Source organism: Microcoleus sp. LAD1_D3 (assembly GCF_036702135.1).
In the GTDB taxonomy this organism is placed as follows: Bacteria; Cyanobacteriota; Cyanobacteriia; order Cyanobacteriales; family Microcoleaceae; genus Microcoleus.
In genome coordinates this window covers 98,444-112,713 of sequence record NZ_JAUBSB010000010.1, presented here as the reverse complement: position 1 = coordinate 112,713, position 14,270 = coordinate 98,444, and the positions used below count along the sequence as shown (strand labels likewise).

Sequence of the window (14,270 nt, the reverse complement as noted above, 5' to 3'; positions counted from 1 at the left end):
CGCTCCCCCGTATCAATTTCTACCCCATCCCGAACAAGTAATCGAAATTACCCTCTCCCACAGAGTTTTTAAGCGTATTGATAATTTTCCTTGTATTATCGTGAGGCCCTTCAATATAACAAGGTTTTCCATTGCGACCGAATTTCAAGCCAATTTCGCTGGTTGATTCTCCTAAATGAGCCTTCGACTGCTCGAAATCGCGATGCGGTTCAAAGCCTAATGTTTTGGCATAGGCGATCGCGCCCCAAACCAGGGCTTGTGCTTGCTCTACACTAATCTCCTCGTACTCTTGCATAAACTGCGAGTAAGAAAGCTGAACGAAATTTTTATATTGGCTATCGTTGCAGTTACGTGGCGGGATGACATCCTTAACTCCCAAACACCAGTAGTCGATCAAATAAGAGGCTGCAACAAAACGATTGTATCCCTTAGAACGGGTAACCACCACTAAACCCAAACCGCTCGTTTCAGAGGTTTCATTCCCTAACAATACCTTCGCAAAATTTACATCCACGAGACATTGAGCAACGGGCAATAACTCTCCTTTTTCGGCGCTAGCGAGGGCTGTTTGTTCTGCATGAGATTGAAGAAAGGTACTGACTTCGGATGCTTTCAGTCCTAACTTTCGGGCAATTTGTTTGGGCGTTAATTGGCGATCGCGCAGGTTGAGAATTTCTTGTTCTTGTTCTGGCTGCATGGTTTTTCTATTGCCGTCAGGGCTGGGTTCGAGCTGAGTCGATCATTGTACCGCGTTTTTGCGACCAACTTCGTAACATTGCAAAGATTGAGGAAAAAACCAGGTTTCTTTGATGGTGCGAGTGGCGAGAAACCTCGGTTAGCCCGATAGTCCGCCAGGGGTTGAAACCCCTGCCTCATAGCAAAAGTCCTCTGAAGAGGACTAAAGAGTTTTTCATTTTTATCTCAGCTTTTCAGTCGGTTTCAACCGACTTTCGCTATGAGCCAGGGGTTTGAACCCCTGGCGGATATGGCGACACCACTTTATTTTATACTTCTCGTAAAATCCGACTATTCAAACGCTCATATTCATCCTCTAGTAGCCACATTTTAGCAGATTCGTAATTGTCACTGGTAAAGATAACTTTATAATTTTGTGCCGGGTTGTGGATGCAAAATTTTCCTGAAATTTCCTTGACTAACATCAGGATATAAGGCGGAGATATCAGAGTATCCGCCCAGATTTCCGCAAACTCCCACTCACTCTCTTGCATGGTAAATTCCACCCATACTCACCAAATTGTTTGAATAGTGGTTAACGCTTGAATTTTAGCGTCGCGGGTGACTAACGGAAGACTCAAAGATAAAGCAGTGGCCGCAATAATTCTATCTGGCATATCAGGAACTGTTGCCCTGTCAATTTGTTGAATACTTGCCGAGATATTGCGATCCAAAGGTGCTAGCAGAATTCCCACATTTGGATCGTCCGCAGCATTTAAAACTCGTGTCAGCACCTCCCCTGCCAAACGCCCTCGCTCAATTAAGTAAGAAATTTCTACAATTGTAATTGCAGAAAAGTAGATAAAATTTCCCTCATCAACCGCTTGATCTAATGCTGTTAATGCTGCTGCCGACAATCTTGGTAGTTCAAAAATGTACCAAATTAGGGTGTGCGTATCTGCTACGACTGAAGGCATCAAACAATCTCCCTGGGAAAATTTCCCCACATTTCTTGTCGGGCTTGGGCGATGTCTTCTTCTGTAATATCTACTTTTAAGTCAGCACACAACCCTTTGACACTCTTTAGCGGTCGTTTAGCCATAGTTTTTTGCTGAAGAAATTCAGCGAAATGTAAAACTTCTTGCTGCTGATTCGAGGGTAATTCGCGCAATTTATCTAAAACTGCTTGCTCTAAATTCATTGTCTTTTTTCCTCCGTTTTGGCTGTAGTTGAGATAGCTTTGACTCCGCTATGTTCTATCTTAATTATATACCAGTCATTGATGAATTTAGTTTGATGGTGGTGAGTGGCCAGAAACCGGGTTTTTGCGAGAATATTTGGTGACAGCCGAAGAAATGGAAAAAAACCCGGTTTCTTAGATTTTGACTAAATGCCTAATTTCGGTGGCCGCCCCATTAAACCGGTCATCAAGCGCAAGGCTAAAAACCTCACTGGCGGAATTGTCCGCAAACACCACAATCCGAAGCGGCGAAATGCTACAATTGGCAGCCAAGTATTAGAAAATAATCTGTCTAGAAAATCGGTAAATCCTAACACGATTAAATTCTCTTTTTTGCGCCAGTTGTGATACCGTTTCAATACTCGCAAGTCGCCGATGTCTTCGCCTTTTTGATGCGCTTGCTGCAAGATTTGGGCGATCGCCCCTGCGTCTCGAATGCCCATATTTAATCCCTGGCCGCCGACGGGATGGCAGCAGTGGGCCGCGTCGCCAATTAGTGCTAATCTGGGCAAAACGTAGCGATCGCTCTGCATTAACTGCACCGGAAACAAAAAGCGATCGCTCTCCAATTCCAAACGCCCCAAAAGCCCGCCCGTGCGCTGTTCCAACAAAGTCAAAAACTCTGTTTCATCCATTTGTTGCAAAGCTTTCGCTTCCGCGTGGGGTGCTGTCCAAACTACTTGACAACGGTTCCCCGGTAATGGTAAAACTCCCATCGGGCCGCTCGGCCAAAAGCGCTCAAAAGCGATATCATTGTGCGGTTTTTCTGCTTTAATAGTGATAGCAACGCAGGATTGCCAGTATTTCCAGCCGCGAGTGCTGATGTTGGCTTCGGTGCGGATGCGCGATCGCGAACCGTCGGCGGCGACTAATAATTTGGTGCGAATAGTCCGAGTTTCGCCGTTTTGTTTGACTTCTATTTCCGCGCAATCGGTTAAATATTTTACCTCGACTACTTCCGCCGGACAAACCCAACTAAAATTCGGGTTTTTTGCCAAAGATTCTTGCAAAGCTGACAGCATGACTCCGTGCTCGCCAACGTAACCTAAAGCTGCTTTTGGTACGGGCAATTTGCCAGTATTTCCCAAATCCGGGCGGTGGAATTCGACGACGCCCGGATAGTCGCCGTCGCAGAGGCTAATTTGCTCGAAGGTGGTGATTTGGGGCAAGATTTGCTGCCACACGCCGATACCTTCTAAGATCATTCCTGATAGTAAGGTAATTGCATAGGCTTGTTTTTTGGCTGCTGCGACTGCGGGGAGTTGGGTTTCAATTATAGTGATTTTCAATCCTGAATCTTTTAAGGCGCTGGCTAAGGTGGCCCCGACTATGCCGCCTCCGACGATGGCTATGTCAAAGTCGAGTGTCTGTGTTTCCGTGGAGGCTGTTGTTGGAGAAAGTTGGTTTACAGGCATTTTCAAGGGATTTTGTCAAAGTTAATTGGATTGTTACTTTTTTATTGTAAAGAATTATTTCGATTTAGGGCGATCGAGCGACGGAGACGGGAGATGGGGAGACGGGGAGATGGGGAGACGTTGAGAAATTTATGATTAATGACAACCATCAACGAGCAACTGCCCACTATCAACTGCCAACTGCCAACTGTCAACTGTCAACTGTCAACTGTCTAATGACTGCTGACCATTTCCTTTGTGTTTTCGGCGGGCAGCGCTGATAGTTTCTGGCAAATGGGAATTTCTATGACAAACTCTGCACCTTCGCCAGGGGCGGAAATACACTGCAATTGGCCTCGGTGTTTTTCAACTATAATCTGATAGCTGATTGACAGCCCCAAGCCTGTGCCTTTGCCGACTGGTTTAGTAGTGAAAAAGGGGTCAAACAACTTGCTAATAACTTCTTGATTGATTCCCATACCGTTGTCGGCAATCCGAATTGTTACTGTGTCTGAATTCGCACTTGTGCTAATCCGAATTCTGTTGTGACGAGCATATATTTCTTTTGAAGAATGAGTGCTGTTGTACTCTTCGAGGGCGTCGATCGCATTTCCTAAAAGATTCATAAATACTTGATTGAGCTGACCTACATAGCACTCGACTTTTGGAAAATTGCCGTATTCTTTGATAATCTCAATAGCGGGACGAAGTACATTAGCTTTGATCCGGTGCTGCAAAATTAGCAAAGTGCTTTCGATTCCTTCGTGAATGTCTACTCGCTTCATCTGCGATTCGTCGAGTCTGGAAAAGTTACGCAAGGATACAACTAAGTCGCGGATGCGATCGGCTCCAACTTTCATTGATTCCAAAATCTTCGTAAAGTCTTCCATTAAGAAATCGACTTCAATATCTTCGGCTGCTTCTACAATTTCCGGGACGGGATTTGGGTATTTTTCTTGGTAAAGATGGAGCAAACCGAGCAAGTCTGTGGCGTATTGGCTGGCGTGGGTGATGTTGCCGTAGATGAAGTTAATCGGATTGTTAATTTCGTGGGCGACGCCGGCGACTAGCTGCCCCAGAGAAGAGATTTTTTCGGTTTGGATTAGTTGAGTTTGAGTTTGGTGCAACTCCTGGACAGCTTTTTCGAGCTGGGCTGCTTGCACTCGATACTGTCCCTCGGACTGCTTGAGTGCTTCCAAAACTTCCACCCGATCGCTAATATCGGTGTGAGTTCCCACCCACTCGCGAATGCTGCCGTCGGCGGCCAAAATGGGGACGCCCCGCACCCAGAAGTATCTGTAGCTGCCGTCTGCAGCCCGCAAGCGGTGCTCGATTTCATAGAGACTTTTTGTTTCTATGGCCCGCATCCAAGCTTGTATTGTGCGATCGCGATCTTCTGGGTGCACTGATTTTATCCAGTAGTCCTTGTCTTCAGAACTCAAGCCCGTATAAGCTATCCAATCAGGCTGAGGTTTCTCGGCGATTCCGTTAGCGTCTGTCATCCAAACCATCTGTGCGGTGGCCATTGCCAGCGATCGGTATCTTTCCTCGCTCAGACGCACAAATTCATCGGCTTCTCGGCTGGCTGTCACATCGCGCAAAATAGCTGTGAATATGATTTCACCTGCCACTTCGAGTTTGGAAATAGAAGCTTCGGCGGGAAATTCCGTACCGTCTCGGCGGCGGGCGAAAATTTCTTTGCGGCTGCCCATTTTTCGGGCTTGTTTAATGTTGTCGCCGAAATTACTGACGAGGTGGCTGTGAGGGGCGACCAAAGCTTCGGGCAACAGCAGGCTCAGGGATTGCCCGATCGCCTCAGCAGCCGTCCACCCAAAAATCCGTTCTGCACCTTGGTTGAACAGGATAATTTTTTGGTCAGCATCCACGGAAATAATCGCGTCGTCGGCAATTTCTAAAATGCCGGCGAAACGAGCTTGAGACAGTTGCAGCGCTTTTTCAGCTTCTTTGCGATCGCTGATGTCGCGGGCGATCGTCGAAATGTATGTGAGTTTGCCGTCCGGTGCGGAGTGGGAGATGATGACTTGGCTGACGGGAATTTCGAGTCCTGATGCTGACACGAAGGCGGTTTCTCCGCTCCAAACGCCCCCGGAAACAGCGGTGGCGATCGCTTGATTCAAAGTGCTGCGGGCTGACTCTGCCGTGAATTCTGGAACTTGTCGGTTGGATATATCTTCGTTTTCGTCTATACCCACCATTTTTCGGCCTGCTTTGTTGATATAAACCGCGCGTCCTTCGAGGTCGCAGATACCTACAAAATCCGGCGTTGCTTCCAGAATTGCTGCCAGATTTTTGTGGGCGATTTCGGCTTGTTTTCTCTCAGTAATATCCCGCGCGATGCTAACTATACCGATGATATTTCCTAGCCCGTCCCGATAAGCGCTTTTTGTAGAAATAAATGTCCGCAAATTGCCTTTAACTGGTAGTTCTTCTTCGATCGCTTGCGTTTCGCCGGCTGTCATAATTGGGCGATCGGTTTTCCTAATATTTCCCGCAATTTCCGGCGGAAATAACTCGCTGTCATCTCGGCCGATAATGTCGTCTACAGACTTGCCAATTATACTAGCTCCCGCAGCATTGAGCATCAGGTAACGGCCCTGAATATCTTTGACAAATAGGGCTTCGGGCGTACTGTTAATGACTGCCATCAACAGGTTGTAGTTTTTTTGAAGCGCCTGCTTTGTTGTTTGAGATTCAAAAATTTGCTCCTGCAATTGCTCATTGGCGAGTTGCAGTTGGAGAGTCCGTTTCTCAACTTGAGTTTCTAAGTCTAATTTAGCTTTCCTCAGTCCCAGTTCCGCTCGATAGCGCTTCCGGTCTGCGGTGCAGAGAGTTTTGGCATTCTGCCAAATCAGAACTGTAAAAATAATCACGTTCAATACGCTTAACAGCGATATCCCTACCTCCGGTGTGTAGGCTTGTAACCGCTCTCCCGATATGATGAAATAACCCACTAAAGGCGGGATAATGATTGCCCGTGGTAACAAGCGCCGCGCCATGATGCCGCCCGCGCGATCGCTCGTCATTACTGCGATCAATCCTCGCTCTGGACTGGCAAATAAAATGCCGAAGCTCAGCAACATAAATGCTGCGGAGGTGTGCAAAGCCATTCCTGTATTATTGCCAATTTGGTAAAATAAAGCTTTGTCGTAGAAATAGCCTATCAAACCCGTAAATGCAATTAAAAATGCTGAACAGCTTAAGATTTGAATCCGCAGGTATTTAGGGCGACGTTCTGACAGCAGCAGCAGCGCTGTTCCCAGCAATAAAAAAGCACCAGCAGTATTCGGTGCCATGCGTCCTGGTGTTCCGGGTCTTGTCAAGGTGTAACTTTCTTTAAATAGCAGTTGGTCGATGCCTAAGTCTAAATTAAAGCTATATTGAACTAGGGTTAATAAGCTAATTAATATAATTAAAAATGAACATCCCAAAATTAAATATTTATGATTTCTTTGAGGCTTTCTTGCTGTAAATTTGGCGCGCCGGATCTGTTGGATGAATAGAGAAAACCCGCCCAAAATAAAGCAGACCGCACTATTGGCTTTCATGGTAACGAGTCCGGGCAGAATGCTTTTTAACATTTGCAGATCGAATATCCAACCCAAAAGGACTGTACAGCCGATCGCCATTACTGCAATACTCGCTTTTTTGGAAAAAGACTCGACAGCAGCCATTCGGGTGGAGGGCGTTTGCCGTTGTTGTGTTCGTTCAAAAACTTCCAATTTCTCGATCCCTCTAATTATTGGGTTTCTACGTATCTAACGTAACAATAAACACTCTAGTAATATTGTTGCCTACTATACAAAGCTGCTTAAGATTTTCTCTAACCTGCTAATCATAAAATATGAATTATTTTATCTAACTTTAGAGAGATAGTCAAATGAAGGTTGAAGGCTCTTATGTAGAAGGCATTCGGCAGAATTGACTAATTTTTTATGTATAAATTTTAATAAAAAATTCCTTGTTCCTTGTTCGTTGTCCCTTCGATTTCGGAAATTGGCGCCCGATTCATCGGCAAGACCGAGTGTTTTTACTCAGTACATCGAGGGATAATGGTAGCGGATGAATCACTCTGCAACAAGATCACTCGCATTGTAAACCGGCTGCTGTGGCTGTGGGAAATGCGATCGGCACAACAGATAAGACTCGGCGGTTGAAAACCGCTACTACACAAACAAAGTCCCCGCAGAGGGGGACTAAAGAGGGGATATTAAAGTCGGATTTGGTAACGGTCAACTGTCAACTGACAACAGTCAACTAACTCCCAACTTTTGAAGTGCTTCCAAAGCTTCGGTTGCTGACGGGTAACGCTGGGGGAAAGCGTACAGCACCATCTGGTCTAAAACGCGAGCCAACTCCGGGGTGACACTTGCATTTTTCTGCCAGATGAGATTGCCTAAATTATCAACTCTGAGTTGTTTCGGGCGCATCCCTGTCAAGGCTTGAATCCCGATGAGCCCGACAGCATAGATGTCGCTGCAAAATTTCGGCGAGCCGATGGCTTGTTCGGGAGGAATATAATCTTGCTGAGTCCCACCGCGCGATTTCGTTTGACCGATGCTGTGAAGTGAAGTGTTGATTTCTTTAACGGCCCCAAAGTCAATTAATACAATCTTGCCATCATATGTCCGCCTGATTAAGTTTTGAGGGTGAACGTCGCGGTGAATTACATCTTGTTTGTGAACAAAAACAAGCACTTCCAAGATATCTTTCAACAAAGCGATAACCTGATGTTCTTCCCAAGGTTGACCTTCGATTAGTTCTTGATACAGCGGTTGCCCTTCGATGAATTGATAGACTAAATAAAAATATCCATCTTCTTCAAAGCGAGCTAACAATTCCGGGATGCGATCGTGTTGACCCAATCGATATAAAACCCGCGTTTCTCGATCGAATAAATGCCTGGTTCTCTCACACTGGCTTTTCAGGCGCTTGACGAGGCACAAAGGTCGATCGGGCAAATTTTCATCTTCAGCCAGATAGGTATCGCTGTACTCCGTGCTGACCAAATGTTCTCTGATTCGGTAACGCATCCGCAGCAGCTTTTGCAAGATCGGATCGACAGATTTAGCGGGTTGTGTGCCTTGTTCTACAGCTCTCATGATACAGTCCCAAAGATTTGCTCCGACTACTCTTTCTTCTTGACCGAGAATTTCTGCTTGCTTGAGTACCTTGGTGAGGTCTTTCCACAAGTTGTAGCCGACATACCGCCCCAGGTAGCCCACTGTGTACCCGCGGGCGATCGGATCGTTTTGCTGAATTTCTTTGTACGTCAAACCCCCTACAACGCCTCGAATTATCGACTGTTGCAGCCGACTCAGGTGTTTTTCCGTTTGTTCGTATACCAGATTGTCCAAAAAAATTATGGCTTCTTCTACCGTCATAGTTTCATGGCTTAAGTTACTTGTACAGGCTCTGCACATTTTTTTTGTCCTAAAATAGCAAGTTTCAAGGGATGATGTACAGCTTTCCACTTCCCAATTACCAAGTATTGATTGCGTTGCGATGGGGCAACCGAAAACTGCTGCATTTAGCTTATACATGATTTAACTTTACTTTGAGAGCTTGTCTACTTATTGAAATATATTTTTACAAATATGACTTTTATGACTTTAAGTTATGACTTTTATGAATTGACGTTATAAGTAGTTTTGGCTATTATCTCAATTACAAGTTTTAACTAGGAATACATTGCCAAATTAGCACATCGCTGATTTGACTGTACCCAATTTAAGCAAACTATTTAGAGGTGTATCATGCCAAACTCAATGATTCAAACAATTACCAAGTCGATCGCATTTATCGACAGTGCCGTACCCGAATCCCAAACCTTAACCAACGGCATTAACCCAGAAATCAAAGTCATTCAATTAGATGCAAGTCGCAGCGGCGTCGAACAAATAGCAGAAGCCTTGCAAAATCGCAGTGTCTCCGCAATTCACATAATTTCCCACGGATCGCCGGGCTGCTTGCAATTGGGCAGCAGCAACTTGAATGCAGACAGCATCGAGTGCGATCGAACTTCTTTACAGCAGTGGTTTTCGACATCAATGGGCGCGATCAAAAATTCGCAGCCCACAAACTCTGGGGAAGAACAGATTCAACCAGAAATTCTGCTTTATGGATGCCAAGTAGCAGCAGGCGATACAGGTATTGCCTTTGTCAAAAGGCTGAGCGAACTAACCGGAGCCAGCGTTGCCGCCTCCCAGAATTTAACAGGAAGTGCGACCCTCGGCGGCGATTGGGAACTCGAAATAAAAACAGGAAAAATCAAAACACCTTTAGCCTTGAAACCAGAGGTATTGGCTGCTTACAGCCACGTTCTCTCACTCTTTAAAATTAATGACTACGATCCAGAAATCTACGTCACCAATATCACCGCCGGAGACTTTAACGGTGACGGTAAGCCTGACGTAGCCACTATGGATCTTTCCTCAAACAACATTGGCATTCTCTTTGGAAATGGCAATGGCACATTTAACTTTGGCCCCAAAATTAATTTAGGAGTAGATCCTTACGACTTTGCTGCCGGAGACTTTAATGGTGACAGCAAGCTTGATTTAGGCATTACTAACTTGAGTTCTAAAGGCTTTTCTGTCTTATTAGGAGACGGCAAAGGCAGCTTTAGTCCGGCCACCAACTTTGATTTGGGTTCGTCCTCCACCTTCGTCTATTGGGGAGACTTTAACGGTGATGACAAGCTTGACCTAGTTACTATTAACTCCGACTCTAACAACATTTCCGTACTGTTGGCAGATGGCAAGGGCGGCTATGGCAAACCCACTAACTTTAGTGTGGGAACATTTCCCAGCGGCATCGTTGTGGCAGACTTTAACCGCGATGGCAAGCTCGATTTAGCAACTGCAAACCAGAACTCTAATAATATTTCCGTACTGTTGGGAGATGGCAAAGGTAGTTTCGGCAAAGCCACGAACTTTGATGTAGGAAAATCCCCCACTTCTATAGATGTGGGAGACGTGAACAACGACGGCAACCTTGACTTAGTAACTCCAAATAGCGCCTCAAACAGCGTTTCTATTTTATTTGGAGATGGCAAGGGTAGCTTTGGTTCTACCACCAGTGCTTATGGAGGAGTGAACCCCTCTTCACTTACCCTGGCAGACTTTAATGCTGATGCCAAACTTGATTTAGCAGTTTCTGATGTCATTTCGACCTTCATTTTGTGGGGAGACGGTACGGGCGGCTTCAACACTTACGACGAGGTTCCCTACACTGGTCTCAACCCTGTCATAGTAGACCTTAACGCAGATAAACAGGACGATATAGTTGGCAACACCCTTGGAGATATCAGGGTTTTGCTCAACGATTTAGACGCTAATCAGGCCGTTTCTTACGCTATTACTATCAATGCTGCTAGCGATACTGAAGGCAACACCGGTGTAAAAAATCCCATTTTCACGGTGACTCGCAGTGGCAATCTTGAATTTAGCAGCAGTGTTAGTTATGACATTACTGGCAATGCTACTAACGGCAGCGATTACAACAATATTGGTGGGACTTCTGAGGCAACTGGTATTAAAGGCACGATCGATTTTGCTCCGGGTGAAACATCCAAAACCCTAATTATGGATGTCTTGGGCGATACATTACCAGAAAGCAATGAAGACATTATCGTTACTTTGTCAAATCCGATCGCACCAGGCCCCAAACCTACCATTACTACTGCTACCGCTAAGGGTACGATTATAGACGATGACACTCCTGGCAACACGTCCGCTACTCCAACACCAACTTCACCAATTCCACCAATTCCACCAACTCCACCAACTCCACCAACTCCACCAACTCCACCAACTCCACCAACTCCACCAACTCCACCAACTCCAACTACAATTAACCGCCCGCCGCAGCTAAACGAAGGCCCAGAAACAACTCCCTGGCGCTTCAGCAATGTGAGTGTCAGCAAGTCGTCGAAATTTGAGTATACGGTTCCAGAAAAGGCATTTACCGATCCAGATCCGGGCGACAAACTGACTTATTCAGCAACTCTGGAGGATGGTCAACCTTTACCAACTTGGCTGACTTTCGATCCCAATACCCGTACTTTCAGCGGCGACAATACTCAAAGGCAGTCTCTGGCGATTAAGTTAACTGTCACCGACAAAGCTGGTGCAACTGCTAGCGATGTCATCCTGTTAAGATCTCGTCAAACGGGTGTGGTAATTGATGGTTATATTGAGGGTGCGACTATCTTTTTTGATGCTAACAAAAACGGGGTAAAGGATGCTAGCGAACCGTCTGCAACGACTGATGCTAATGGCGAATACGAACTCGATATCCCGGACAGTTTTGATACGAATAAAAATGGAATTTTTGACGCAGAAGAAGGAAATTTAGTGGCTTTTGGCGGGACGGATACTGCCACTGGTTTGCCGCTGGAAACTCCTGTTTCTGCACCTGCGGATGCCGCTGTGGTTACTCTATTAACCAGTTTGGTAACTGATTTGATGGCTGGGGGAATGACGCAGAGTGAAGCGGAGTCAAAAGTTAAATCTACTCTGTCTATTCCTGCAGGAGTTGACTTATTAGACTTAGATCCGATCGCCTCTACAGCCAAAAATGAACCGGGCGGCGTTGAAACTCTAGTCGCCATGACAAAAGTCCAAAACGTCATCACCCAAACCAGCAGCCTCATAGACGGTGCATCTACGGCGGACAATGCTGCGATCGTCAAAGCTGTTGTCGGGGCAATTAACAGTAAAATTCAATCCGGTGGTTCCCTGGATTTGAGCGATGCGGCACAGGTAGAAAGCATTATCCAGCAATCTGTTGCCAAGGTCAAAGAAATTGACACCAATCTCAACACTGAAAAACTTTCCCAAATTGCCCCGGAAGCGGCGAAGGTAATGGCTGAGGCAAATCAAAGCACGGATAAAGTTAAATCTAAATTTTTGCCTGAGTTTATTCCCTCGGAAATTGCCAAAGTCCAAAAGGTGACATTAGGTGAAAGTTCGATCGCCCTCGAAGAAGCTGCCGCTGGCACAAAACCAATTGCACAGGTAGTTTCCGAAAATACTGGCGAATTTTTAACTGCCAAAATTCAAGGAAATCCAGCACCTTCTCAACCCGCTGTTCCAGTTGTGGAAGGTGATGTGGAACTTGTCAATACTTCTCCTGAAATTCTCGGCGCTGAGGGCAAAAATCTTGTCGGTACTGATGATAGCGATACTTTAATCGGCGGCAGCGGTAACGATTTTATCAGTGCCAGAAAAGCTAGTGATTCCCTCGATGGTGGCGGCGGCAATGACACGATTTACGGTGGGCGGGGACTCGATACGCTGACAGGTGGCAGTGGCGATGATATCCTATTTGGAGGCCGCGGTGCTGACAGTTTGGACGGCGGTATCGGCAATGACAGTTTGTACGGTGGCAAGGGAGATGATACTTTGCTTGGCGGTTTAGGAGATGATTTTCTCAGCGGCGAAAATGGCAACGATTTTCTGATTGGAGGTGCTGGGAGCGATCGCTTTTTGTTAACTCCAAGTACCGGCTCGGATACGGTGATTGATTTTGAGGTGGGTATCGATAAATTTGCGATCGATAACGGTTTGACTTTCCAGCAGTTAGAAATTAGTCAAACTGCGGGAGGAACAGTGCTGAAAGTTATATCCACCGATCAAGTTTTGGCAACTGTGACTGGGTTGAATAGTTCGATTACTGCATCGGATTTTGTGTTGCTTTAGATTTAACTCCAGCGGAGGGGCAATCCTGTGGTTGCCCTTCTAAATGAGGTAGGCACTAAAAACGAATCATTTGTTAAATCACTTTTACCGGGAGGAGCATCATGTTTAAATTGGGAAAAATGACCCTAGTATTCATCACCGCATCTGTTGCTGTTTTGCAGCCAGCTTTTTCAGCTAGCGCCCAAGAAACCAGCAGCGAATTCAGGCAACTGCAAACCTTATTAGAAGCTAAGAAATGGGACGACGCCGATCGCGAAACCGTCTCTCTACTCCGCAACAACCCCACGTCTTGTCCGAACCTCCGCGCGATCGACCAATTGTGGATGCAACACAGCAGTAACAAATACGGTTTGACCCCGCAGTTAGAGATTTGGCAGAAGGCGGGCAAGGGTTTAAATTGTCAAAGTTGCGAAGGTGAAATTAAAGAATTTAGCGAAAAGGTAGGATGGAAACTAGGCCCGCAAGCAACTCCTATGTTAGGGGATTTTCCAGCTCAGTACCCAACAGTTGCTGCATTAGGTTGGCAAGGCTACGTGGATGGAGATGCAACTATGCAGATTCTTTTTGGCACCCGGAATACATGGCAAGCGTGGAAAGTTCAAGGTTATAACTTGTTCTCTACTTTTGCTAATTGCGGCAAGTAAGTAGACCAACCTAAAAAAACAGAACACCCAGATACCCGACTTCTTTAAGAAGTCGGGTATCTAAAGCGCGAGAGCGTTTTACGTTCTTTTGCTTTCATACTTCTGCTTCCTTTAAAAAGCTATTATTGTTCAAGGGGCCGGCAATTTATATGTGCTGAGAAATATATGAGCCAAGCAGATTATCAAAAGGCATTAAAACAGATAGAAACTGGAGATTTAGCAGGATCTCTGCAAAGCCTCGATCGCATTATCAAAAAAAATCCTAAGTTCGCACAAGCTTATCGGCCCAGAGCACAAGTGCGCGCAAAACTCCAGGATTTGAAAGGTGCGATCGCACTCGCCTGTTTTTGCACAGGGGACACGGGTATCGCTTGCTGGGAGACTTGGAAAAAGCTTTCAAAGATTACTCGAATGCGATCGCCATGTGCGATCGCGATGCAGAAGCTTTTGCCAGTCGCGCGGGCGTAGCCGAAGCATCGGGGGATATAGAAGGGGCGATCGCAGATTTCCAGCAAGCGGCCGCGATGAAGGCTCAATCAAGGCAATTGGCAAGCTCACCAACAGGCGATCGCGCAAGCTAAAAAAGCGGCGGAAG

10 protein-coding genes are annotated in these 14,270 nt (G+C 46.0%); 3 read left to right on the top strand and 7 right to left on the bottom strand.

All coding sequences use genetic code 11. From position 1 onward, the window contains the following. Positions 1-19: 19 nt before the first annotated feature. From QUA74_RS08555 to QUA74_RS08525, 7 genes are all read right to left on the bottom strand, one after another. A complete protein-coding gene (locus QUA74_RS08555) occupies positions 20-697 on the bottom strand; it encodes a DNA-binding response regulator (RefSeq protein WP_333327004.1) in 678 nt (225 codons plus the stop codon). Between the two features lie 307 nt (positions 698-1,004). Continuing rightward, complete coding sequence (locus QUA74_RS08550) at positions 1,005-1,229, bottom strand: hypothetical protein (RefSeq protein ID WP_333327002.1); 225 nt, start codon at positions 1,227-1,229, stop codon at positions 1,005-1,007. 18 nt (positions 1,230-1,247) lie between these two features. Then, complete coding sequence (locus QUA74_RS08545) at positions 1,248-1,652, bottom strand: type II toxin-antitoxin system VapC family toxin (protein ID WP_333327000.1); 405 nt, start codon at positions 1,650-1,652, stop codon at positions 1,248-1,250. Further along, positions 1,652-1,876, bottom strand: a complete 225-nt coding sequence (locus QUA74_RS08540) for a DUF2281 domain-containing protein (RefSeq protein ID WP_333326998.1) — start codon at positions 1,874-1,876, stop codon at positions 1,652-1,654. Before QUA74_RS08540 ends, QUA74_RS08545 begins: the two co-directional genes overlap by 1 nt. A 185-nt stretch (positions 1,877-2,061) precedes the next feature. Continuing rightward, complete coding sequence (locus QUA74_RS08535; protein ID WP_333326996.1) at positions 2,062-3,330, bottom strand: FAD-dependent hydroxylase; 1,269 nt, start codon at positions 3,328-3,330, stop codon at positions 2,062-2,064. Between the two features lie 212 nt (positions 3,331-3,542). Beyond that, complete coding sequence (locus QUA74_RS08530; RefSeq protein WP_333326994.1) at positions 3,543-7,049, bottom strand: PAS domain S-box protein; 3,507 nt, start codon at positions 7,047-7,049, stop codon at positions 3,543-3,545. 531 nt (positions 7,050-7,580) lie between these two features. After that, a complete protein-coding gene (locus QUA74_RS08525; RefSeq protein ID WP_333326991.1) occupies positions 7,581-8,711 on the bottom strand; it encodes a serine/threonine-protein kinase in 1,131 nt (376 codons plus the stop codon). 372 nt (positions 8,712-9,083) lie between these two features. Between QUA74_RS08525 and QUA74_RS08520 the strand changes: the two genes are divergently transcribed. The 3 genes from QUA74_RS08520 (at position 9,084) to QUA74_RS08510 (ending at position 14,256) form a co-directional block, all read left to right on the top strand. Then, entirely contained in the window at positions 9,084-13,031 is a 3,948-nt protein-coding gene (locus QUA74_RS08520; protein WP_333326989.1) for a DUF4347 domain-containing protein, read from the top strand. 101 nt (positions 13,032-13,132) lie between these two features. Beyond that, complete coding sequence (locus QUA74_RS08515) at positions 13,133-13,675, top strand: GUN4 domain-containing protein (RefSeq protein ID WP_333326987.1); 543 nt, start codon at positions 13,133-13,135, stop codon at positions 13,673-13,675. Between the two features lie 347 nt (positions 13,676-14,022). Then, a complete protein-coding gene (locus QUA74_RS08510; RefSeq protein WP_333326985.1) occupies positions 14,023-14,256 on the top strand; it encodes a hypothetical protein in 234 nt (77 codons plus the stop codon). Positions 14,257-14,270 lie beyond the last annotated feature (14 nt).